The sequence below is a fragment of the Curtobacterium sp. VKM Ac-2865 genome (genome assembly GCF_015350905.1).
Lineage (GTDB): Bacteria > Actinomycetota > Actinomycetes > Actinomycetales > Microbacteriaceae > Curtobacterium.
The window spans coordinates 341,076-362,827 of the sequence record NZ_JADKRZ010000004.1 but is presented as its reverse complement, the minus strand read 5'-3'; the positions used below and the strand labels follow the sequence as shown (position 1 = coordinate 362,827).

General features: G+C 72.5%; 21 protein-coding genes. 11 read left to right on the top strand and 10 right to left on the bottom strand.

Annotation, left to right across the window (positions count from 1 at the left end; translation table 11 throughout):
• Window positions 1-65: 65 nt before the first annotated feature.
• The 4 genes from ITJ54_RS12450 to ITJ54_RS12435 all read left to right on the top strand — a co-directional run bounded on the left by ITJ54_RS12450 (window position 66) and on the right by ITJ54_RS12435 (window position 2,839).
• Window positions 66-620 carry an alternate-type signal peptide domain-containing protein gene (locus ITJ54_RS12450; protein ID WP_194628695.1) on the top strand — a complete coding sequence of 185 codons (555 nt, stop codon included), beginning with the start codon at window positions 66-68 and terminating at the stop codon, window positions 618-620.
• Window positions 621-699: 79 nt separating this feature from the next.
• Window positions 700-1,293 carry a TasA family protein gene (locus ITJ54_RS12445; protein ID WP_194628693.1) on the top strand — a complete coding sequence of 198 codons (594 nt, stop codon included), beginning with the start codon at window positions 700-702 and terminating at the stop codon, window positions 1,291-1,293.
• Window positions 1,290-2,180, top strand: coding sequence for a hypothetical protein (locus tag ITJ54_RS12440; RefSeq protein WP_194628691.1), 891 nt, complete (start codon window positions 1,290-1,292; stop codon window positions 2,178-2,180). The genes ITJ54_RS12445 and ITJ54_RS12440 overlap by 4 nt, the downstream gene beginning before the upstream one ends.
• The gene (locus ITJ54_RS12435) at window positions 2,177-2,839 is read left to right on the top strand and encodes a signal peptidase I (RefSeq protein ID WP_228509317.1); all 663 of its coding nucleotides are present in this window, start codon (window positions 2,177-2,179) and stop codon (window positions 2,837-2,839) included. The genes ITJ54_RS12440 and ITJ54_RS12435 overlap by 4 nt, the downstream gene beginning before the upstream one ends.
• On the opposite strand, the gene ITJ54_RS12430 is transcribed toward ITJ54_RS12435, so the two are convergent.
• The gene (locus tag ITJ54_RS12430) at window positions 2,806-4,350 is read right to left on the bottom strand and encodes a UDP-N-acetylmuramyl-tripeptide synthetase (protein ID WP_323741707.1); all 1,545 of its coding nucleotides are present in this window, start codon (window positions 4,348-4,350) and stop codon (window positions 2,806-2,808) included. The genes ITJ54_RS12435 and ITJ54_RS12430 overlap by 34 nt on opposite strands.
• Before the next feature lie 138 nt (window positions 4,351-4,488).
• Here ITJ54_RS12430 and ITJ54_RS12425 point away from each other — a divergent pair, with 138 nt between their 5' ends.
• Both ITJ54_RS12425 and ITJ54_RS12420 read left to right on the top strand, forming a co-directional pair.
• On the top strand, window positions 4,489-5,016 hold the full coding sequence (locus ITJ54_RS12425; protein ID WP_194628686.1) for a hypothetical protein: 528 nt from the start codon (window positions 4,489-4,491) through the stop codon (window positions 5,014-5,016).
• A 149-nt stretch (window positions 5,017-5,165) separates the two neighbouring features.
• Window positions 5,166-6,674 carry a cryptochrome/photolyase family protein gene (locus tag ITJ54_RS12420; protein WP_323741706.1) on the top strand — a complete coding sequence of 503 codons (1,509 nt, stop codon included), beginning with the start codon at window positions 5,166-5,168 and terminating at the stop codon, window positions 6,672-6,674.
• A gap of 90 nt (window positions 6,675-6,764) precedes the next feature.
• On the opposite strand, the gene ITJ54_RS12415 is transcribed toward ITJ54_RS12420, so the two are convergent.
• The gene (locus tag ITJ54_RS12415; protein ID WP_194628684.1) at window positions 6,765-7,169 is read right to left on the bottom strand and encodes a VOC family protein; all 405 of its coding nucleotides are present in this window, start codon (window positions 7,167-7,169) and stop codon (window positions 6,765-6,767) included.
• A gap of 81 nt (window positions 7,170-7,250) precedes the next feature.
• Here ITJ54_RS12415 and ITJ54_RS12410 point away from each other — a divergent pair, with 81 nt between their 5' ends.
• Complete coding sequence (locus ITJ54_RS12410; protein WP_194628682.1) at window positions 7,251-7,877, top strand: hypothetical protein; 627 nt, start codon at window positions 7,251-7,253, stop codon at window positions 7,875-7,877.
• A gap of 49 nt (window positions 7,878-7,926) precedes the next feature.
• The gene (locus ITJ54_RS12405) at window positions 7,927-9,258 is read left to right on the top strand and encodes a GNAT family N-acetyltransferase (RefSeq protein WP_194628680.1); all 1,332 of its coding nucleotides are present in this window, start codon (window positions 7,927-7,929) and stop codon (window positions 9,256-9,258) included.
• 176 nt (window positions 9,259-9,434) lie between these two features.
• On the opposite strand, the gene ITJ54_RS12400 is transcribed toward ITJ54_RS12405, so the two are convergent.
• From ITJ54_RS12400 to ITJ54_RS12380, 5 genes are all read right to left on the bottom strand, one after another.
• Entirely contained in the window at window positions 9,435-10,433 is a 999-nt protein-coding gene (locus ITJ54_RS12400; RefSeq protein ID WP_194628678.1) for an ABC transporter permease, read from the bottom strand.
• A complete protein-coding gene (locus tag ITJ54_RS18335) occupies window positions 10,430-11,365 on the bottom strand; it encodes an ABC transporter permease (RefSeq protein WP_194628676.1) in 936 nt (311 codons plus the stop codon). The genes ITJ54_RS12400 and ITJ54_RS18335 overlap by 4 nt, the downstream gene beginning before the upstream one ends.
• Window positions 11,362-13,113, bottom strand: coding sequence for a dipeptide ABC transporter ATP-binding protein (locus ITJ54_RS12390; protein WP_194628674.1), 1,752 nt, complete (start codon window positions 13,111-13,113; stop codon window positions 11,362-11,364). Before ITJ54_RS12390 ends, ITJ54_RS18335 begins: the two co-directional genes overlap by 4 nt.
• Window positions 13,110-14,777 (bottom strand): ABC transporter substrate-binding protein, encoded by a 1,668-nt coding sequence (locus ITJ54_RS12385; RefSeq protein WP_194628672.1) that lies wholly within the window; start codon window positions 14,775-14,777, stop codon window positions 13,110-13,112. The genes ITJ54_RS12390 and ITJ54_RS12385 overlap by 4 nt, the downstream gene beginning before the upstream one ends.
• A gap of 225 nt (window positions 14,778-15,002) precedes the next feature.
• A complete protein-coding gene (locus tag ITJ54_RS12380; protein ID WP_194628670.1) occupies window positions 15,003-15,653 on the bottom strand; it encodes a TetR family transcriptional regulator in 651 nt (216 codons plus the stop codon).
• Window positions 15,654-15,872: 219 nt separating this feature from the next.
• Between ITJ54_RS12380 and ITJ54_RS12375 the strand changes: the two genes are divergently transcribed.
• The 3 genes from ITJ54_RS12375 to aroQ are packed head-to-tail and all read left to right on the top strand — an operon-like array spanning window position 15,873 to window position 18,458.
• A complete protein-coding gene (locus tag ITJ54_RS12375) occupies window positions 15,873-17,516 on the top strand; it encodes a glycoside hydrolase domain-containing protein (protein ID WP_194628668.1) in 1,644 nt (547 codons plus the stop codon).
• Between the two features lie 4 nt (window positions 17,517-17,520).
• Complete coding sequence (locus ITJ54_RS12370; protein WP_194628666.1) at window positions 17,521-17,781, top strand: hypothetical protein; 261 nt, start codon at window positions 17,521-17,523, stop codon at window positions 17,779-17,781.
• Window positions 17,778-18,458 carry a gamma subclass chorismate mutase AroQ gene (gene aroQ / locus ITJ54_RS12365; protein WP_194628664.1) on the top strand — a complete coding sequence of 227 codons (681 nt, stop codon included), beginning with the start codon at window positions 17,778-17,780 and terminating at the stop codon, window positions 18,456-18,458. Before ITJ54_RS12370 ends, aroQ begins: the two co-directional genes overlap by 4 nt.
• Window positions 18,459-18,471: 13 nt before the next feature.
• On the opposite strand, the gene ITJ54_RS12360 is transcribed toward aroQ, so the two are convergent.
• The 3 genes from ITJ54_RS12360 to ITJ54_RS12350 form a co-directional block, all read right to left on the bottom strand.
• Window positions 18,472-19,395 carry a cation-transporting ATPase gene (locus ITJ54_RS12360; protein ID WP_228509315.1) on the bottom strand — a complete coding sequence of 308 codons (924 nt, stop codon included), beginning with the start codon at window positions 19,393-19,395 and terminating at the stop codon, window positions 18,472-18,474.
• A gap of 509 nt (window positions 19,396-19,904) precedes the next feature.
• On the bottom strand, window positions 19,905-20,390 hold the full coding sequence (locus ITJ54_RS12355) for a DUF2510 domain-containing protein (protein WP_194628662.1): 486 nt from the start codon (window positions 20,388-20,390) through the stop codon (window positions 19,905-19,907).
• Window positions 20,391-20,483: 93 nt separating this feature from the next.
• Window positions 20,484-21,752 carry an FAD-binding protein gene (locus ITJ54_RS12350; RefSeq protein WP_194628660.1) on the bottom strand — a complete coding sequence of 423 codons (1,269 nt, stop codon included), beginning with the start codon at window positions 21,750-21,752 and terminating at the stop codon, window positions 20,484-20,486.

Genomic DNA, 21,752 nt, shown 5'->3' with positions numbered 1-21,752 from the left:
ACGCAACCCGAACCACCGTGCCGGCGGCCTCAGCGCTCCCCGAAGAGCGCAGGAACGGATCCACCATGCAGAAGATCGTCACGGGTGCCGTCGCCGGCGCCGCCGGCATCGCCCTCCTCCTCGGCGGGGCTGGCAGCTTCGCACTCTGGAACGCCAATGCCTCGAGCGCCGCGGCGTCCATCGCCTCGGGCAACCTGACCCTCACGGCTGCGAACGACGGCGTGTGGACCGACCTGACCAACGGCCGCTCGGCCACGATCAACCCGGCGTCCGTGCTCATGGTCCCCGGCAACAAGTACCAGTTCACGCAGACCCTGAACATCGCCGCGACCGGCCAGGACCTCAAGGCGAACCTGACCTACGCCACCCAGAGCATCACCGGTGACTCCGGCCTGATCGCGGCGACGACGAAGACCCTCGCGGTCACGTCGTCGAGCGACTCGGTGGTGCAGTCGACCTCGTCCGCCAACACCTTCGTGGTCTCCCCCGCTGCCGGGACGTCGGCCGTGAAGGTCGTCTTCACGATCGAGCTGCCCCAGTCCGCCACCACAGGCCAGAACGGCACCGTCAACGTCGGTGCGCTCGCCTTCACGCTGACGCAGACCGCGATCGGCTCCTGACCACCGGCGCGGTCGGTCCCTGATCCGTCGACCGCGCCGGTTCCACCACCACGACCACGTTCACCGGGGGGTGACGGAGATGAGCAGTCCGACCGCGTCGCGACGTCGCCACCGTGCGCCGTCGCGTCACCGCTGGGTGTGGGTCACCGCGCTCGCCCTGGCGGTCGCCGTGGTCGCGTCGGTGCTCGGCACCGGCGGGACCTACGCGCTGTGGAACGCCTCGGCGAGCACGAAGTCCTCGGTCGTGCGCTCCGGCACCGCGACGCTGACGGTGAGCCCCCTGTCCCCGATGTACCAGACGGCGATCGGCCCGGGCTCGAGCACGACGGGCACGTTCACCGTGCGGAACACCGGTACCGTCCCGCTCTCGATGCGGGTGGCCATCACCGCGACGAAGGTGTCCTACGCCGACACCACCGACGACGTCGTGCTCGGCGCGCAGACACTCCGGCTCGCGTCGGTCGGCTCGGCGTCCGAGTGCCACGCCGGCATGTCCGGCGCGACGGGTCCGCTCGCCACCTTCGACACCGGCAGCGGCTACTACACGTTGCCCCCGGGCGCCTCCGGCATGGGCTGCATCGAGATCGTGCTGGCGATGGACGCGCCGCAGAGCGTTTCGGGTGCCGTGACCGACTTCACGCTGACCGTCACCGGCACGCAGGTCGCGCCGTGAGCCGCCGGGTGCGCGTGCTCCTCGCCGCGATGCTGAGCCTGGCGCTGGTCGTCGGCGGTTCGAGTGCCGCGTGGGCGCTGTGGACCGCGTCGGCGAAGGCGACGTCGAGCACGACGATCGGCAAGCTCGCCGCCGGGATCAAGGGCGCGGAGGACATGACGACGACGTTCTCCAGCACGGTGTCCTCGCTGACGAAGCCCCTGACGCTGATGAACTCGCAGAACCTGCGGGGGACCACGACGACCTCCGTGATGGTCACGAGCGACAGCTCGTCCGAGCTCGCGCAGGCCATCGACGTCGTCGCATGGCCGGTCCCCTCGACGGCGGACTGCACCGACGGCGCGGCCGTCGGCAGCGGATCGGTCACCGGGACCTGGGCATCGCTGCCGAGCATGACCTCGACGCTCGCCGGCCACACGGAAGCGGTGTGGTGCACCAGGAGCACACCCCGGGCGTCCGCCCCGGCCTCGGCGACGGCCAACGTCATCGTCACCCTCACGACGAGCTGGGGGCCATGGGTCTCCGCGCCGGTCCGGGGTGGGTTCTACCTCAACACCTCGGCGGCGACCGCGGCCGCTCCCGCCCTGACCTGCACCGACCACGGTGGCAACTACGTCGACGTGACCTGGCCCGCATCCTCCCGCCCGACCGACACCTGGTACGGCGCCTACGTCGGCGACACGATGGTCGGGCAGCGGTCACAGGACTACTCCGGCGCCATCCAGCTCGCGCCGACCGACTTCCCCGCGTCGATCCCGCCCGGCACCTCGACCGTCGTCGTGAAGGTCGTCGACAGCACCGGCGCCCCCACCTCGACGGTCGCCGGCAGTGGACCCGTGACCCTGTTCACGCAGAACGACGGAGCGGCGATCCGATGCGGCGCATGACCCTGACTCGACGTGCGGCCCCGAGCCGACGTCCGACCCCGCGCACCGGTTGGCGGGCGGCACTGCACGCGGTCGTGCTCGGCCTGAGCACCGGACTGCTGCTCGCGGTCGTCGGGGTGGCCCTCGTGGTCATCGTGATCCCGAAGGCCACCGGGTCCACGCCGCTGACCGTCCTGACGCAGTCGATGGAACCGACGCTGCCCCCGGGCACGCTGCTCGTCGTGCGGCCCACCCCGGTCGACGCCATCCGGGTCGGCGACGTCGTGACGTACCAGATCGAGTCAGGTCGGCCCGCGGTCGTCAGCCACCGCGTCGTCTCGATCGCGACCGCCTCCGACGGCACCAGGAGCTTCGTGCTGCGCGGAGACAACAACGCCGTCGCGGACGCGGCAGCTGTCGTGCCCGGCCAGGTGCGCGGTGTCGTCTGGTACAGCGTCCCCGGGATCGGCTGGGTCAACCAGCTCGTCAACGGGTCGCGGAGCTGGCTCGTCCCGATGATCGCCGGGGTGCTCCTCACCTACGGCGCGGTGATGATCATCGCCGGCACGGTCTCGGCGGCGCGCCGTCGTCGCCGACGTGCTCGACGGTCAGGGCCGCGCCACGTCGCCGGCCCTCGGCGGACGGGTCAGCCGCACGGGACGGTGTCCTCCGCCGGGTGACCCGCCTCGGCGAGCGCCACCCGGGCGTCCTCGAACGACGAGTACGGCACGTGCTCCCCGCGGACGTCCCGGTAGTCGGTCAGGCCAGGGCCTGCCCAGTAGACGACCCCGTCGTCACCGACCGCGGCGAGCGCCGTCCGGATCGCGGCCGCGGGGTCTGGTTCCTCGACGATCAGGGCGTCCGAGTCGACCGAGCGCGCCCCGGCCAGGATCGCGGCCCGGATCGGTGCCGGGTCCTCGAAGCGCGGGTGGTGGTCGGCGACCACCACGACGTCGGCCGCGGTCGAAGCGACGACCCCCATGCCGTGCCGCTTCGTCGGGTCACGGTCCCCGTCGGCACCGAGGACGATCGCCACGCGGGCGGGTGCGACGGCGCAGACGGCCTCCAGGCTCTTCGCGAAGGCGTCGGGCGTGTGGGCGAAGTCGACGAACACCCGTGGACCGGTCGGTGCCGAGGCGTCGGACATCCGCCCGGGGACGACGACGTCGAGCCGGTCGCCCACCGCGGCGCGGAGCACCTCGGGGCCCACCCCGGCGCGGATCAACATGGCCATCGCGAGGCCGGCGTCGGCCGCCATGTGCCGACCGAGCAGCGGCACCTCGGTGGCGATGTCCGTGCCGTCCGGCCCCGTCAGGCGGAACCGCGTACCGTCCAGACGCTGGTCGAGCACGGCCACCCGCCAGGTCGCCTCCTGCTCGGGCAGCGACGTGATCGTCTCGACCGGGACGCCCGCGTCGCGGACGATCGTCCGGCCCGCGGCGCTGTCCACCGAGACCACGCCGCGACGCGCGTGCTCCGGCGTGAACAGCGCCGCCTTCGCGCGGAGGTACGTGTCCATGTCCACGTAGTCGTCGAGGTGGTCGTGGCTGAGGTTCGTGAACCCGGCGACGTCGAACCGCACGCCGTCGAGCCGATGTCGGCTGAGGCCCTGCGCGCTGGCCTCGACGGCGATGCCCATGACCCCCTGCTCGGCGGCCCTGGCCAGGAAGGCGTGCAGCTCCGGCGCTTCCGGGGTGGTCAGGCGCGCGGCGACCGCGGCGTCCCGGATCCGGCGTTCCGCGGTCGACGTGAGCGCGGTGGGCCAACCGAGGCGGCGCATGAGCGCGTCGAGCACGTACACGGTCGAGGTCTTGCCGTTCGTGCCCGTCACCCCGAGCATCGGGACGCCGAGGTCGCCCGTGCCGTACACCGCGCGGGCAGCGGCGCCGAGGACCGTCCGGACGTCGGCCACCACGACGACCGGCAGCCCGCTCGCCGTCGCGGTCGGCTCCCCTGCCGCGTCGGTCAGGACGGCGACTGCCCCGGCACGACGGGCAGCTCTGACGTGGTCGGCGCCGTGCTGGTGGCGTCCGGGCAGGGCCGCGAACAGCCCGCCGGGGCGGACGTCCCCGGTGCTCACCGTCATCCCGGTGACGCGGGAGCCGCTGTCGGGCTCGGCGGCTCCGACCGCGGCCGCGACGGAGCGCAGGCTGACCGGGCTGAGGTGCTCGGGGTCGAACGCGTGGGGCACTGGGACGTTCCTCGTCGTCGGGTCGGCGTGCCCGGGCCGGGCGACGCTGTTCGTCCATGGAACGCCGCACCGTCCGCGTCCCGGTCCAGTCGCACGTACCCCGCCCCTGTGGGAACCGCACGTCTAGGCTCTGGGGACGTGACGGACGGTGTGGCACGGGCCCAGGCGCTGCTCGACGACGCCGCCCGACGACTGCGCACCGCGGACGTCCGGGACGAGGCCCTCGGCGAGTACGTCCGACCGAAGGCGGTGCTCGGCATCCGCCGCGAGCCGACCATGCGGCCGCTCGGTCGGGTCTGGCGGGTCGGGGCGCTGCTGATCGGGTCGTCGCTGGAGACCGGCGGCCGGGTCTGGGCGACGGGCACCATCACCCGGGTCACCGACCCCGGGCGGGCGCAGTTCGTGTCCGTGTCCGCCGAGACCCGTCGGGCCTACCGGGCGGCGGCCGTCCGTGGTCGCTTCGACGCGGGCGACACGGTGAACCACGGCGCGACGCCGATCCCTCTCGACGACACGCTCGTCGACGCCGACGGGGTCCTGTCCGTGCGGGACGACGAGCCGTTCGTCCGGTGGTCGCCGACCTCCGGCGCTGCCGTCCCCCTCGTCGACTACCTGACCGACCGTGTCGCGCTGCTGGTCGACCCGCCCGCGGGCGCGACCGACTGACCGGCTCCGGCCGGGCCGCGCCGCCGATCCGCTGAGATCGCAGTTCGTGTCGGGTCCGGCGCGCACGAGGCGACACGAAGTGCGATCTCAGCGGCACGCGCGGCACGCGGGCACGCGGGCACGCGGGCGGACCGCGTAGCGTCCGCGAGGTGACCGACTCGCCACGCCGCCGTCTCGTGCTCCCCGGCCAGTACGGCCCGCTGTTCGACGATGGTGGCCCCGCGCTCGTCGTCGAGGCCCGCGAGTTCTTCACCGCCCGGCCCGTGCACCGGGCCAAGGCACACCTGTGGTTGAGCGCCCTCCGACACCGGGTGCGCGAGCTCGGCGACCGGGCAGAACACGTGCAGGTCCTCCGACTGGAGGATGTGCTCGCCGGACGGGACGACCTCGAGGTCGTGGACCCCCCGTCGCGCCCCCTCCGCCGGCAGGTGCGGGACCACGACGTGACGGTGCTGCCGAGCCGCGGGTTCGTCACCTCCGAGGACGACTTCGCCGCCTGGGCCCGCGGCCGGGGCGGACGCTTCCTCATGGAGTCCTTCTACGAACAGGTGCGCCGCCGCGAGGGCTGGCTGATGGACGGCACCGCCCCGGTCGGTGGGGTCTTCAGCCACGACGCCGACAACCGGCAGCCCCCGCCGCGCGGTGCGACCACCCTCGGGCTGCCCGGACCGTGGACCCCGACCGAGGACGAGGTCGACGACGAGGTGCGCGAGGACCTCGACCGGTGGGAGCGCGACGGTCTGGCGCAGTTCGTCGGCCGGGACGACCGCCGCCGCTTCGCCGTCACGGCGGACGAGGCCACGGCGGCGCTCGACGACTTCCTCGAGGTGCGGCTCGGCGACTTCGGACCGTTCGAGGACGCGGTCCTGACCAACGACCGGACGATGGCGCACTCGCTGCTGAGCGTGCCGCTGAACCTCGGCGTGCTCGACCCGAGGGACGCCGTCACGGCAGCGGTCCGCGCGTACGAGACCGGCGGCGCTCCCATCGGCAGCGTCGAGGGGTTCGTCCGCCAGATCGCGGGCTGGCGCGACTACGTCTGGCACCTCTACTGGTGGCTCGGGGACGAGTACGGCGCCGATGCGTCGGCACTCGGGACGCGGCGGGACGGAACACCGACGGACGCGCAGCCTCGTGGGGCCTCGCTCCCCCGGTGGTGGCGGGAGCTCGACGCGTCCGAGGTCGACGCCGTCTGCCTGTCCACCGCGCTCGACGACGCCAGGGACCACGGCTGGCTGCACCACATCCAGCGGTTGATGGTCCTCGGCAACTACTCGCTCCAGCGCGGCTGGGACCCGGTGGAGCTGACCGAGTGGTTCACCGACGTCTTCGTCGACGGCACCGACTGGGTGATGCCGGCCAACATCGTCGGGATGTCGCAGCACGCGGACGGCGGAGTCGTCGCCACGAAGCCGTACGCGGCGGGCGGGCGCTACATCGACAAGATGACCGACCACTGCGGCGGGTGCCGCTTCGACCCGACGAAACGGCTCGGCGAGGACGCCTGCCCGTTCACGGCCGGGTACTGGGCCTTCCTCGACCGCGCGGAACCGGCGCTCCGCGCCAACACCCGGATGACGCGGCCGCTCCAGCAGCTCCGGCAGATGCCGGACCGCGAGCAGGTCGTCGCCCAGGAGGCCGCCCGGCGCATGCCGTGACGGCGCACGGTCGCGACCACCCACCGGACGGGAGGCTCGCGGTGCGCTGGCACCGAGCCTCCCGTCCGGTGGTCCGCGCGACCAGAGCGGTCAGGGCGCCGCTGGCGCCTCCGTGGTCATCCAGAACGGCGACCAGTGGTAGCCGTCCGGGTCGTCGAACTGCCGCTGGTACATGAACGGGTACTCGTCGGTGTCGCCGACCCGCCCACCGGCCGCTGCCGCACGCTCGACCAGGTCGTCGACCGCCTGACGGCTGTCGAGGTCGAACGAGACCGTGACCTTCGACGGGGTGTCCGGTCCGCCCACGAGGTCCTCGGAGCCGCCGACGCTGGCGTACATCTCGCGGCTGGTGAGCATGACGTACTGCTCCGGGGCGATGGCGAAGCACGAGGCCTGGTCACCTGACATCTCGGCGTTGGGCGTCCAGCCGAGCGCCCGGTAGAACGCCGTCGCGCGCTCGACGCTCTCGACGGGACAGGTGATGAAGAGGCTCATGCGGTGATCGTCCTCGTGTCCTCCGTGCTGGTCAAGGGTCCCGTGCGCTCTCGTCTGCTCCACGTGGCAGGCTCTGGAGACATGGGCGCACGGAGCAGGACGATCAGCATCCTGATGGGGCTCCAGGCAGTCGGCGCGCTGCTGGTGGTCCTGCTGGGCGAGCGCACCGTGCGGGCCGTCACCGTGACGCTCGCGGGCCAGCCGAGGAGCACCTTCTCGCACGTGGACCTCGGCGTCGCGATGGTCGTCGTGCTCGCGGTGTCGGCCGTGGCGTGGGCGCTGTCGGCGCGGTGGTCCGGCACACTCGACCCGCTGCTGACCACGCCGATCACCCTGTTCGTCATCGCGCAGCTCAACGGCATCCGGGACGTCGGTGCACTGGTCGGCGTCTACGCGCTCGCGTCGGCCGGGGTGCTGTTCGCGGTGGTCCAGCAGCGCGACGAGCAGGCGACCGGCGGGTCCCGCGTGGCGCTCGGACTCGGGTCGGCGGTCGGCATCGTGCCGTGGGGCATCGTGGCGTTCCACCAGGTGGGCGCCGGGATCGTCGGTCACCCGCTGCCGGGGATCGTGGTCGTGGTCACGCTGGTGGCACTCGTCGCGGCGGTCGCCGAGTTCGTGGCGACGTGGCGCCGGCGGCTCGTCGCGGCGTCGGTGCTCCGCGCTGCGGGGTTCTCGCTCGTCGCGTGGCTCGTCGTGGCGGCGCTCTGACCCTGCCAGCGCGGGTCGTCACCCGACACGGCCCCGATAGGGTCGGAGCGTGGCACCGATCAACGACGACTTCAGCGACCGCTTCGACCTGCGCGAGTTCACCCCCGGCACCGACGCCGACGGGGCGCCCGACGCCCGCACCGCTCCGTGGATGGAGGCCGTGGGCATGGGCTTCCACGAGGGCACCCTGTCGCCCGAGTCCGCCGCGCGCATGGCGGCGAACTTCGTCGAGGACGGGGAGACCTTCCTCGGCGTGTACCTCCGCGAGCCCTTCCCCGGCTCCGTCGACGAGACCTGGCCCGCCGGCACCTTCACCTGGCTCCGCAAGGGCCTGAGCTGGGGCGACGGTGCCGCCGTCGACACGCAGGCCATCACCGGGGTCACGGTCCGACCGACCGAGCGTCGCCGCGGGATCCTCCGCGCGATGATGACGCACGCCCTGACCCGCGGTGTCGAGCAGGGCTACGCGCTCGCCTCGCTCACCGCCTCCGAGGGCACGATCTACCGGCGCTTCGGCTTCGGCTGCGCGATCCGCGAGCGGGCCGTCAGCGTGCGACGGAACCGGGCGCTGCCGTTCCTGGCGCCGACCTCGGGCACCGTGACCGTCGTGCCGCTCACCTGGCTGGCGGACGGCGTCGGTCGCGGGGTCTTCGACCGCTTCCACGAGCGCACGCCCGGCTCGATGGTCCGGAACTCCGGCACGTGGCCGGTCGTCTTCGGTGAGCTGACCGGCGACGGCGAGAAGGCGAAGGACGTCCGCGCCGCCGTGCACCGGGCCGAGGGCACCGACGAGATCGACGGCTACGTCACCTGGAAGGTCAAGGACAGCGGCGGCGAGACCACGGTCGAGATCGTGGACATCGTGTACACGGACGACTCCGCGTACCTCTCGATGTGGGAGTTCCTGCTCTCGATCGACCTCAACGACGTGGTGCAGTACAAGCGCTCGCGGCTGGACGACCCGATCGTGGCCGTGCTCGGCGACAACCGGGCGTACGACGTCGACCACGAGGAAGACCACGTCTGGCTGCGCGTGCTCGACGTCGCGGCGACGCTGTCCTCGCGGCCGTACGCGGTCGACGGCTCGGTGTCGCTCGCGGTGTCCGACACGATGGGGTTCGCCACCGGCACGTACCGGCTCGACGTGGTGTCCGGCTCGGGCACGGTGACGCGGCTGTCCTCGGACGTCCTCGACACGGTCGACGGGGCGGCGGTCGACGTCGCGCTCGACGTGGCCGACCTCGGTGCGCTGCTGATCGGGTCGGTGTCCCCGGTGACGCTCGCCGCCGCCGGCCTGCTCCGGGCGTCGGACGACGCGGCGCTCCGGCTGCGCGCGATGCTGCTGCCCCCGCGGACGCCACACGGCATCACGTACTTCTGAGGCAGGGGCGGCGCGGGGGCGCGTGCGCGGGCGCGGGCTCGCACCGTGCGCGTTCTCCCGGCCGGTGCGAGGTCGTACACCCCGTGCGTGCCGACAGCGCCGCACGGGGAGTACGACCTCGCACGGAACGTGCCCGACCAGACCCGAGCGGGGCGCGCGCCGACGCGACGGCCCGCCTACCCCCGCCGCCGAACCCGGGGGTCGACCACGCTGTAGACCACGTCGACGACCACGTTCGCGGCGACCACCAGGAACGCCGCGAACAGCGTGAAGCCGACGACCACCTGCAGGTCGAGGGTGTGCACCGCGTCGATGAGCAACGCCCCGAGGCCCTGCATCGAGAACACCTTCTCGGTGATGACCGCCCCGCCGAGCAACGACCCGAGGTCGAGCCCGAACAGCGTCACCACGGGCAGGATCGCCGTCCGTAGCCCGTGCCGCACGACGACCTGGCGCTCGCGGAGCCCCTTCGCGCGAGCCGTCCGGACGAAGTCCTGCGACATCGACTCGAGCATCTCGCCCCGGGTCAAGCGGGCGTAGATCGCGGCGCTGATGAACGCGAGCACGCACCACGGCAGCACCAGGTGGGTGAACCAGCCGACCGGGTCCTCGGTGAAGGGCACGTAGCCGCTGGTCGGGAGCACCCCGAGCACGAACCCGAACAGCAGGATCGCGAGCAGCCCGACCAGGTACGACGGCGCGGACACCCCGGCGACCGCGATGCCCATCACGGTGCGGTCGAGCAGGGACCCACGGCGCAGCGCCGAGGCCGCTCCCCCGGCGACACCGGCGACGAGCCACAGCAGGGCCGCACCGACGGCGATCGAGGCCGTGACCGGCAGCCGCGTCAGGATGAGCGAGGTGACGCTGTCGTGCAGCTGGAACGAGTACCCGAAGCACGGTGCCGCGCAGTGGATGACCGAGGCACCGGTGCCGAAGGTCCGACCCGTGAAGATCCCGCCGAGGTACGCGCCGAACTGCGCGATCCAGGGCTTGTCCGTGCCGAGGAACGCCTGCACCTCGCGGAGTCGGTCCGGCGTGCAGGGCTTGTCGCAGATGGCGCGCGCGGGGTTCGTGGGCAGCAGCATGAACAGCGCGTACGTCACCGCGGCGACGACGAGCAGCACCACCACGGCGCCGAGCACGCGGAACAGGACGAAGCGGAACGCGGTCATCGGGTGCCTCCGCGCGGGTCGAGGGCGTCGCGCAGGGCGTCACCGAGCACGTTGAACGCCAGGGTCACGAGGAACAGCGCGATGCCGGGGAACAGCAGGTACATCGGGTCGGTCTGCACCCAGCCGATCGCGTCGCCGATGCTGCGACCCCACGACGGTGTCGGCGGAGTGACCCCGACCGCGAGGAACGACAGCGCCGCCTCGGCACCGATCATCGACGGGATCGAGATCGTCGCGTAGACGGTGATCGTCGCGGCGAGGTTCGGCAGCAGCTGCGTCCGGATGACGTGCCACCGCCCGGCACCGAGCGCGGTCGAGGCGACGACGTAGTTCCGCGACCGCAGCGACAGCGTCTGTCCGCGGATGACCCGCGCGACGGCCGGCCACCCGAAGAACCCGATCACCAGCACGACGAGCAGCGGCTTCGGGAACGACGTCGGCACGATGGCAGTGAGCGCGATCATGAACACGAGCGACGGGAACCCGAACATCACGTCGACGACCCGGCTCAGCACACGGTCGTACCAGCCCCCGAAGAACCCGGTCGTGACGCCCACGAGCACGCCGATGACGATCGACATCGCGGTCGCCGCCAGACCGATGCCGAGCGAGGTCCGCGCGCCGTACGTGACGATCGCGAACAGGTCGCGCCCGGTCAGCGGTTCGACGCCGAACCAGTGCGTGCCGCTGACCCCGCCGAGCGCACCACGCGGTGCCCCGAAGGAGTTGAGCGCCCCGATGTGGTAGCTGTACGGGTCCTGCCCGCTGATGCCCGCGATCACGGGTGCGAGCACGGCGACGAGCAGGAAGACCGCGATGACGACCGCGCTCGTGACGGCCCAGCGGTCCTGCCGGACACGGCGGACGACCGCGCGGAACCCGGTCGAGCGACCGGACGCGGCGACGGGCCGCTCCACGACGTTCGCGGTCACGATCCGACCTCCACGAGACGACGCCACGCGGCACGGCGGGCGGCCTGACGTGCCGGGTCGGCCACGGGGGCGGCGGCGAGCAGCATGCGCGTGTAGTCCTCCTGCGGGTCGTCGAGCACGGTCTCGGTGCGGCCCCGTTCGACGACCAGACCGTCGTGGAGCACGACGACCTCGTCCGCGAGCTGGCGCACCACCGCGAGGTCGTGGCTGATGAGCAGCATGCCGAACCCGAAGTCGTCCTGCAGTGCCGAGAGCAGGTCGAGCACGGCCGCCTGCACCGTCACGTCGAGCGCGGAGGTCGGTTCGTCGGCGACGACGAGCGCCGGGCGCAGGGCGAGGGCACGAGCGACTGCGACACGCTGACGCTGCCCGCCGGACAGCTCGTGCGGGAACCGTTCCGCCCACGTCGGGTCGACCTGCACGGCCTCGAGCAGGTCGCGCACGCGCGTGCTCCGCTCGGCAGGTGTGGATCCGTGGACCAGCAGCGGCTCGGCGATGCTCCACCCGATGGTCTGCCGCGGGTTCAACGACGACGCCGGGTCCTGGAACACGATGCCGACACGGCTCCGGATCTCCCGCAGGCGCCATCCGCGTGCGGTCCGGAGGTCACTGCCGTCCACCTCGACGCTGCCGGCGACCACCGGCACGAGGCCGGCGAGCGCACGCCCGATGGTCGACTTGCCGGACCCCGACTCCCCCACGAGCCCGAGGGTGTCCCCGGCCCGCAGCTCCAGGTCGATGCCCGAGACGGTCGGGAGGCCGCGCCGGTCGTACCGCACGCTCACCTCGCGCAGGCGCGCCACCACCGGCCGGGAGGCTCGGCTCGCCTCCGCCTCGCGACTCCCGCCGTCGCCGAGACTCGGCCCGACGGACACTTCGCGGCCTGCGCGGCCCGCATCCTGTCCGGTGGGGCGAGACTCGGCCGGGCCCGTGGTGGGCCGGGCGGGCGGGGCGGACGTACCCCGAGCCTCCAGGCTGGGGACGGCGGCGAGCAGGGCTCGCGTGTAGGCGGCCTGCGGGGCCGCGAAGACGTCGGCGACTGTGCCGTGTTCCACCGGCCCGCCGCGGCGCATGACGAGCACCTCGTCGGCGACGTCCGCGACCACGCCCATGTCGTGGGTGATGAGCAGGACGGCGAGGTCGCGCTCACGGCAGAGCTGTCGCAACAGGTCGAGGATGCCCGCCTGGACGGTGACGTCGAGGGCGGTCGTCGGTTCGTCCGCGATGAGCGCGACGGGGTCCCCGGCGAGCGCCATCGCGATCATCGCGCGCTGCAGCTGCCCGCCGGAGAGCTCGTGCGGGTACGCCCGTCGGATGCGTGCCGGGTCGTCGAGGCCCGCGGAGCGCAGCAGCTCGTCGATGCGTGCGGACACCCCGGCGCGGTCGAGACCGCTGGGGTGGGCACGGACCGCCTCGGCGATCTGCGTGCCGATCGACAGCACGGGGGTGAACGAGTTCATCGGCTCCTGGAAGACCACGCCGATGCCGGCGCCGCGGACGGCGCGCAGCGACTCGACGGACGCGTCGACGAGCTCCTCGCCGCGGAAGCGGACGTTGCCCGAGACGCGGGCCTGGGGCGGCAGGAGCCCGAGCACGCTCATGGCGCTGACGGACTTGCCCGAGCCGGACTCCCCGACCAGGGCGAGCACGCGGCCGGGCGTCAGCGCGAAGGAGACGTCACGCACGACGGGCTCCGCGTCGCCGAACGCGACGCGGAGCCCCTCGACCTGCAGGATCGGGTCGTTCACTGGGCGAGCGCGACCTTGAGGTAGTTCGGGTACGCGGGGAAGTCCGCGACGCGGAAGTCCTGCACGTTCGACCCGGCGAGGAACGACTGCTCGGCGTAGGTCAGCGGCACGACGGGAGCGTCGGCCATGATCTTCCGGTCCGCCTCGGCCCAGAGCTTGCGTGCGGCCTGCTGGTCGATCGTGCCGGTCGCCTTCGCGATCAGCGCGTCGACCTCGGGGTTGCTGTACTTCGAGACGTTGTAGCGGCCGCCACCGATCTCCGACGACGCGAAGAGCGGCTGGATGTTGGCGTTCGCGCTCGGGAAGTCGGGCTGCCAGCTGAACAGTGCCAGGTCGAAGTCGGTGCCGTCCGTCGTCGCCGTGTAGAACGAGTCGATGTCGAGCGGCTTGAGCGTGACCGCGATGCCGGCGCGCTTGAGCCCGGCCTGGATCGCCTGCGCCTCGGCGAGGTTCGCGGGGTCGTTCTGCGTCGCGAGCGTGAGCTTCAGGTCGGTGGCTCCGGCCTTCTGCAGCAGCTGCTTCGCCTTCGCCACGTCACCGCTCGCTCCCGGCTCGTACAGGTCGTAGCTCTGGCGCCCGGCGATCCCCGGTGTGATGAGCGTCGACGCGTAGCTGCCGGCGAGGGCTCCACCCGATGCGATCCGGTACGACTTGCGGTCCACCGCGTACTGCAGGGCCTGACGCACCTGGAGCTCCTTCAGCGAACCCTTCTGCGTGTTGATCGCCAGGTACTGCAGCGGGCCGGCCTTCGACGTCGCGAGGCGGTCCTGCGCGGACGGGTTCGCGCGGACCTGGTTCAGCTCGGCTGCGCCGAGGTAGGTGGCCCCGAACGAGTCCTTGGCGTCGCCGTTGTCGGCGATGAGGGTCTGCGTGACCGTGGAGGGGTCCTGCGACTCCTTGAGGACGACCTTCGACGGACCGGCGGTGCGCACGGTGTCGGTCTTCGCGCTCCACTGCTTGTTCCGCACCAGGGTGATCTGCGACCCCTGCTGGTTGGACTCCACCTGGTACGGGCCGCTGGCGACGGGCTTGGCGTCGTACGCACCGGTGTCCGTGCCGTCGCCCTCGGGGACCGGGGCGAACGCGGGCATCGACACGATCCACGGCCAGTCACCGTAGGCCGCGGTGAGCTTGAAGACGATCGTGGAGTCGTCCGGCGTCTCGATGCTGTCGAGCGTCTTGCCGTCGAACGGCCCCCGGTAGGCGTCGCCACCGACCAGCAGCGACTTGTGGTAGCTCAGACCACCGGGCAGGGTCGGCGCGAACGAGCGCTCGATGCCCCACTTGATGTCCTTCGTGGTGATGGCCGAGCCGTCCTGGAACTCCAGCCCCTTCTTGAGGTGGTACGTCCAGGTCTTGCCGCCGTCACTGGAGTCGCCGGTGTTCGTCGCCAGGTCCGGGACCACCTTCGCGGCCTTGCCCGGCTGGACGTCCCAGGCCGTCAACCGGCGGAGCACCAGGCCGAGCGTCGTGATGTTGAGGTTCTGACTGGTCGCCGGGTCGAGGTGCACCGACGTCGCCGTGGTCAGGATGTTGAGCGTCCCGCCCTTGCTCGTGCCCGAGGACGCGTCGTCCGAGGCGCCGCCGCCCGAGCAGCCGGTGAGGACCAGGGCTGCGGCTGCGGCGACGGCCGCGGTGGTGGTCAGGCGGTTCGAGCGTCTCATGACGTGGTGCTCCTCGAGGGGTCGGTGCTGCGGGGCCGCGGCCGGTCCAGGCTGGGCGGCGTCCATCCTGGCACCGCCCCCATGCGCACGGAGACAGCCGATGACGCACGACGCAACAAAGCGATGTGCCGGGTGGACCGGTCGTTCCCCTCGCGCTTCCCTTCGCGCTTCCCTTCGCGCTTCCCTTCGCGCTTCCCCTCGCGCGTCCCCGAGCGGTGTCCGGGATCAGCCGGTGAGCGCGGGATCGACCGGGTCGGCGACGGAGACCGGCGCCACCCGGTGGACGACGGCGGACGCGTCGGCGATCCCGAGGCCGGTGAACAGGGCGGCCCAGAGGTCCCGGAGCTGCCGCTCGGTGACCTCGAGGGAGCGAGCACCCGTCCGTGTCCGCAGCACGCCGAACGTGGACGCCAGGACGAGGTCCGTCGCCCGGGCGACCTCGGGGTCGTCGACCGAAAGCCCCCTGGCCACCGCGAAGTGCCCCTGTGCGTAGGTGCTCCACGAGAACGTCGTGGGGAGCTCCTGCCCGGATTCCCCGAGCTCCTGGCTGAGCCGGATCGCGCTGGCGGCGACCGGGCAGCGGAGGGCGTCGAGGCACGACGACAACAGCATCGTCACGAGGTGCGCGAGTCCGGTCGGCTCCTGCACCGCGCTCGCCATCTCCGCCCAGCGCGCCTGCTGCTGGCCGACGACCGTCACCGCGAGGTCGAGCTTCGACGGGAACAGGTGGTAGCCGACCGCTGACTTCGGACGGTTCATCGCTGCCGCGACGCTTGCGAACGAGGTGCCGTCGTAGCCGTGCTCCGCGAACTCGGCAGCGGCGGCCTCGACGATCTGCTGGCGCGTCCGTGCCTTGGCGGCCTGGCGCTGGTTCATAGGGCTCCTCGAGCGACGACTCGGGGTGGTCGTGCCCGTCGATCCTACGAGCGCCGGACAGTGCGTGCCGGCGGACCCGTTCTGAGCGGTTCATCAGACGATCGTCTGGTGAAACCCGGCGGGTTCGGATGTTCGCCGGTCAGGTTGCTCTCACCTCCGCCGCAGCCACCTCGTGCCCCGACCGAGCTGCTGCGGCTCCGTCGACCTGGAAGGCTCCCCGTGCAGATCTCCCGCCGCACCGCGCTCGTCGGCATCGCTGCCGCCGTGCCGCTCGCCTCGGCCGCCCTGGCCACCCCCGCCGTCGCGGCGCCGCCCGCGGCGAGCTCCGGCCCCGCGTCCTCCGGCACTGGCGTGCTCGGCGTGCAGCGGTGGCTCAACACGACCTTCGGCCACGTCCCCGGCTGGGTCCACGTCACCGAGGACGGACAGACCGGCGCCGCCACGGTGACCGGACTCGCCCAGGGCGCCCAGTCCCTCCTCGGGATCACACCCGTGGTCCCGGCTGTCGGCCCGGCGACCCGGCAGGGGCTCGAGCAGCACGGCGACGTCGGCGGCGAGACCGGTCCGGACGCCGGCACCTGGTGTCGTCTCGCGCAGGCAGGGCTCATCTGCGCGGGCTTCTCGACCGTCACGATGACCGGGTCCTGGGACGCAGCCACCGTCGCCGCGGTCCAGGCACTGCGCGGTGCGCTCGGTGCGGCGCCGGCCGGCCCCACGATGTCACCCCACCTGTTCGGCTCGCTGCTGACCACCGACGCGGTCCGACTCGGTCCTGGCGGCTCCCCGACGGTCCGCACGGTGCAGCAGTACCTCAACCGGACGTACGCGGAAGCGACGGGTGGTGCCTACGGCAGCACGAGCGGACTGGTCGACGCCAGCACCTCGCAGGCGGTGGTCCGGGCGATCCAGATCGCCGCGTCAGCCGGGGCGGTGGACGGCGCCTGGGGGCCCGGGACCGCAGCGAGCCTGCGTGCCGCGACGGCGAGCGTGGTCGGCGTCGGGGCGAGCGGGCCGTGGGTCCAGCTGGTCAAGGCACTCCTGGTCCTGAACCGTGAACGCATCCCGTTCGACGACGTCTACACGGCAGCCGACGCCCGGGTGGTCCGGGCGTTCCAGCAGTTCCAGGCGTTCCCCGCCACGGAGCAGACCGGCACGTGCGACTTCGGCACGTGGGCAGCCCTCGCCGCGAGCAGCGGGGACGCAGGACGTGCGACGACCGGCGCGGACCTGGCGTCCCGGCTGGACGCCACGCACGCCGCGGCCCTGACGTCCGCGGGTGTGTGCATCGTCGGCCGGTACCTCACGAACGACCAGTCGGCCGGTGTGCGCGACAAGGCCATGACGGTCGAGGAGCTGCGGGTGCTGGCCTCGGCCGGGCTCGACCTGTGGCCGGTCTTCGAGGAGGGCGGCACCGAGGAGTCCTGGTTCACCGTCGAGCAAGGTGTCACCGATGCCCATCGAGCACACGACGCGGCCAGGCGGCTCGGGCTCCCGAAGCAGACCACGCTGTACTTCGCCGTGGACTTCGACGCGACTCCCGCCCAGACGTCGTCGGCGGTGCTCCCGTACTTCCGGGGCGTCGCCCGGGGGCTGCGGGACCGTGGAGACCAGTACAAGGCAGGTGTCTACGGCTCGCGGCAGGTCTGCACCACGGTGAGCTCCGCCGGCCTGGCGCACTGGTCGTTCGTCGGCGGGCTCTCGACCGGGTGGGCCGGCAACCAGCTGGTGCCGCTGCCGTCGAACTGGTCCTTCAACCAGGTGCAGGCCCGGACCGTGGGGACCGGCGACGCAGCGACCGAGATCGACGCGAACGTGGTGTCCGGACGCGACCCCGGCGTGACCGCCGCCAGGCTGGGGCGCTGACGCGATGCTGTCGACACCGTCCGGCGACGCCGCCCGCCTCGCGCCCGTCCCGCACCAGGTCCTCTACGTCTTCGCCGACTTCCCGGAGGCCGTCCAGGTCGACTGCTCGTGCAGCCACCCCGGTGACCACGTCGAGATGTACCCCTTCACGGAGGAGATCCTCCGCCCGCTCGTCGACCGGCTCGTCCAGCACGTCCGCCATCTGCGCCGCCGCCGGCGCGTCCGGCTCTTCCGACGCCTGACCGAAGGAGACCCCAACGCATGAACAGCACACCGTCCCGCCGCCACCGACACCGCCTGACGGCCGCGTTCGCCGTCGCGGCCGGCCTGCTCGTGACCGGCCCACTGCTCCCTGCGAGCCCCGCGGTCGCCGTGCCCATCAGCGCCTCACCCGCCACCGGACCGACAGGCTCCACGATGACCGCCACGAACGACACCACCAGCGTCCGGATGTCCTCCGCGACACTGGACACGGTCGGTTCCCTGGTGCTGCGGCGCCTCGTGCTCGCCGACCCGGTGGCCGCGTCGAAGTGGTCGAGCGGCAAGCCCATCGCGGACCCCGCCCGTGAGCAGGCCGTCGTGGACCAGGCGGTCGGCCTGGCTCGGCAGCAGGGTGTCGACCCGGAACTCGTCAGCCGGGTCGTCCGCGCGCAGATCACGGCGAGCAAGGTCGTCCAGCGGGGACTCGTCGACCGCTGGACGCACGACCCCCGGTCCGCCCCGACCACGGCACCGGACCTGTCGACCATCCGACCGCAGCTCGACGCGATCGACACCGAGCTCGTCACCGCGATCGGGGCCGTCCAGACCGAGGCCCAGGACCCGCGCTGCGCCCATGTCGTCGACGCCGAACGGAAGCGTCTCGCCGTGGGGCTCGACTCCCTGCACCGCAAGGGCGTCCACGTGGCGTGGAGCGGCTTCTGCGCTGCCCCGGGCGACTGACACCCGCGGGACGTCAGCGGTCGAAGAGCCCGCCGAGGAAGTCGTTGCCGAGGTTCGACGCCTGCTCGCCGAGCCCGGATGCCTGCTCGCTGAATCCGGACACGTGCTCGCCCACACCGCCGAGGAGCTGCTCCCCCTCGGCCGCGAAGCCCTCGACGCCACCGCCGAGGTCGGCGAGCCCGACGTCCCCGATGCCGGACGCGATGCCCTCGAAGTCCACGCCCAGGTCGGCGGCCCCAGCCAGGACCGGGGCTGCGGCGGCGCTGACCACCGCGCCGCCGGCGACGGCGACCGCGATCCCGCCGAGTGCCATCGCTCCGGCGCCCACCGCTGCGCCACCGGCCATGGCACCCATGCGGCCGCGGTTGCCCGCGCCGGTGGCGTTCCCGCCGCCGAGGACCCGACGGATGAGTCCGGGGCGTCCGACCTCGCCGCGCGTCATCGCACGGGCCATCGGGCCCGCCGAGTCGTCCGCGACGCGCTCGTGCGGCGGCAGCTCGGCGTTCATGCGCTGCAGGATCTGCTGACGCTGCTCGGGCGTGAGTCGAGCGAAGGCATCGTGGTGGACCTGCTCGAGCTGCTCCGGCGACGAGGTGCGCAGGAGGTAGTCGTACTTCGCGAGGGCGACCTTGTCGTGGTCGGCGGGGCCGGTACCGCGCGGCCGGCCGTGCTGCTGGGGCTGCTGGCCGTACTGCTGCTGCTGCTGCGTCGGCTGGCCGTGGTGCTGGCCGTGCTGCTGCGGCGGGCGCTGCTGGCCAGTGCGGTCGTCCCCGGTGAGCTTGTCCGCTGCGCTCCGCACGACGCTGCGCCAGTCCGTGCCGCCGGACTGCTGCCCGCTCGGCTGCTGCCCACCGGAGCGCTCCCCCTGCCCACGCTGCTGCAACTGCTTGTCGATGACCTTCGAGGCCATGCCGATGATCCGAGAGAGGTTCGCCATGCACTGACCTTTGCGTCCTCACATGTGAGCGCTCAGCACCAGAGCAGTGCAGCGCCCCCAGAACCCATCCGGATCCCCTGGGAGGAACACTGACGCCTTGGTGATACTCCAGTATCGGTAGGCTGACGTCTGGAGCAGCGCGATCGCCGGACCGCTGCCCCAGGGCGAACGAGTGAAGCCCGGAACTGCGCAAACAGTTCCGGGCTTCGATTCGCTCTCCGAGTGGAAAGCCAGGGGAAACGACACTTCCCCGAGTCACCGCTCGGGTAGAAGTGTAGCCGAGCCCGCTCGGCTCCACACCCCTGGCCGACTGCTCCTCGTGTCCACCGGCGGCGACACCAGGAGGTCCTCGATGTCACACGACGACGAGCGCCGGCCCAGGCGTCAGGTCCCGTGGTTGGGGATCGCGAGCTTGCTCGTGACCCTCGCCCGCTTCCTGCACGACCTGTACCGCAGAGGTCAGTGACCGGGTGCTCCGCGCCGCAGCCAGCGGCGCGGAGCACTCCTGGTCAGCCCAGGAGCTGAGCGGCTCGGAGGGCGAAGTAGCCGCTCGTGGCCACCCCGAGGATGACTGCCGCGAGTGAGACGCCGAACCCGGTCACCCGGGATCCCGTGAGTTGACCAGCGCGAGCGAGTCCGACCGCGCCGAACACGATCCCGAGGATGCCGGGGATCGCGAAGAGGTTGAAGATGAACGCGACGAGCGCGAGCACAAGACCGGCGTAGCCGAAAGGGTTGGCAGCACGGGTCGCTCGGTCCTTCGCGGCACGCGCCTTCCGGCCGCGCAGGACCGGCTCACCCTGGTGCACCGTGCGGTACTCGGACGGGGCCGGCGGTCGGGGATCGTCCTGGAGACGGGCACCACCACCGCCGTGTGGTGCGGCGAACTGCGGCTCGGTCCGGGGGGCGAGTTGCCCCCAGCGAGCCCCGTCCCACCATCGCGTCTGGCTCGGGTCCTGCGGGTCCGGGTACCACCCGGCGATCGGCAGCGTCACGGCGCTCCCCTCCTTGCGTCGGGTCGAGCGTAGGGACGAACCGTCGGCACCAGGAGCCCCCAGTGCTGGTGCCGTGTGCGGCGAGGCCTCACATCAGCCCAGGGTGCGCTCGAGGAACCCGTTCCGGAAGCGCCCCGCCGGATCGAGCGACCGCGCCAGCTCCGCGAAGGCCGCCAGCTGCGGGTAGGCCTCGTGCAGGCGGGCAGGTGAGGCCGCGGAGACCTTCCCCCAGTGCGGCCGCGGGTCGAACGGCGCGAGCACGTCCTCGATCCGGAGCACGGCCGCTGCGACAGCGGACGGGTCCCGTCGGAAGGTGAAGTGCAGCCCGACCGACTGCCGACCGGTGGAGGGCGCGAGCCAGGCGGTGTCGGCCGCGACGGTCCGGACCTCGGCCGCGATGAGCAGCGGGGCGAAGAAGTCGGCGAGCGGACGCAGTGCCCGGAGCGCCGGCACCGCGAACTCCGCGGGGATCAGGTACTCGGCCTGGATCTCCGCGCCCGTGGACGGCGAGAACGTCGAGCGGAAGTGCGGCAGGCGCTCGGACCAGGGTCCGGGCACGCCGCCCTGTTCGGTCACGCTGGCTGCGTCGTTCTCGCCCGGGTGCACGGCCTCGGTGGCACGGCGGGCACCGAGTGCGACGAGGTCGACGCTCGGTGCGGGCTCGTCCACGCGGTGCTTCGTCCACACCTGGCGGGCGCCGCGGTCGTCGAACGCCGTGAACATCGACACCGAGTAGGCGTCGGCCATCACCGCGTCGAAGTGCTCCTCGACGGCGTCCCACGGCAGGTCGAGGTGCACGGTCGTGGCGACCTCGAACGTCGGCTCGATCGCGAGCTCCAGCGCCGTGACGACGCCGAGCGCCCCGAGCGCCACACGATGGGCATCAAGGGACCCGGACCCGGAACCAGCGGACACGTGCTCGAGCTCCCCCGACGCCCGGACCACGTCCAACCCGACCACCGCCTGCGCCAGCGAGGGGTTCCGCACACCGGAGCCATGTGTGCCCGTGGCGACGGCCCCGGCCGTGGAGATGTGCGGCAGGGACGCGAGGTTCCCGAGGGCCCAGCCACGAGCCTCCAGGCCGGCCGCGACCTGCGCGTGCGTCATGCCGGCGGCGACCCGCACCGTCCGTCGCTCGGTGTCGATGTCCAGCGACGGTGGCATCTCGGTCAGCGTCACCTGGACGGCGTCGGTGTCGGCGACCTCGTTGAACGAGTGCGTCGACCCGAGCGCCGTCAGGCGCGGTGTCGACGTGACCAGGCGCTGGACCTCGCCCACCGAGGTCGGGCGCAGCAGCGCCGACGCCCGGTAGGTGACGTTGCCCGCCCAGTTGGTCCGCTGCTTCGCGATCACGTCGGTCAT

What these genes read in the sequence shown, in the direction of transcription:
- ITJ54_RS12435 (WP_228509317.1), top strand. Translation starts at nt 2,177, where the DNA reads ATGACCCTGACTCGACGTGCGGCCCCGAGCCGACGTCCGACCCCGCGC.
- ITJ54_RS12410 (WP_194628682.1), top strand. Translation starts at nt 7,251, where the DNA reads ATGGGCGCACGGAGCAGGACGATCAGCATCCTGATGGGGCTCCAGGCA.
- ITJ54_RS12350 (WP_194628660.1), bottom strand. Translation starts at nt 21,752, where the DNA reads ATGACCGACGTGATCGCGAAGCAGCGGACCAACTGGGCGGGCAACGTC.
- ITJ54_RS12370 (WP_194628666.1), top strand. Translation starts at nt 17,521, where the DNA reads ATGCTGTCGACACCGTCCGGCGACGCCGCCCGCCTCGCGCCCGTCCCG.
- aroQ (WP_194628664.1), top strand. Translation starts at nt 17,778, where the DNA reads ATGAACAGCACACCGTCCCGCCGCCACCGACACCGCCTGACGGCCGCG.
- ITJ54_RS12415 (WP_194628684.1), bottom strand. Translation starts at nt 7,169, where the DNA reads ATGAGCCTCTTCATCACCTGTCCCGTCGAGAGCGTCGAGCGCGCGACG.
- ITJ54_RS12385 (WP_194628672.1), bottom strand. Translation starts at nt 14,777, where the DNA reads ATGAGACGCTCGAACCGCCTGACCACCACCGCGGCCGTCGCCGCAGCC.
- ITJ54_RS12450 (WP_194628695.1), top strand. Translation starts at nt 66, where the DNA reads ATGCAGAAGATCGTCACGGGTGCCGTCGCCGGCGCCGCCGGCATCGCC.
- ITJ54_RS12360 (WP_228509315.1), bottom strand. Translation starts at nt 19,395, where the DNA reads ATGGCGAACCTCTCTCGGATCATCGGCATGGCCTCGAAGGTCATCGAC.
- ITJ54_RS12445 (WP_194628693.1), top strand. Translation starts at nt 700, where the DNA reads ATGAGCAGTCCGACCGCGTCGCGACGTCGCCACCGTGCGCCGTCGCGT.
- ITJ54_RS12380 (WP_194628670.1), bottom strand. Translation starts at nt 15,653, where the DNA reads ATGAACCAGCGCCAGGCCGCCAAGGCACGGACGCGCCAGCAGATCGTC.
- ITJ54_RS12400 (WP_194628678.1), bottom strand. Translation starts at nt 10,433, where the DNA reads ATGACCGCGTTCCGCTTCGTCCTGTTCCGCGTGCTCGGCGCCGTGGTG.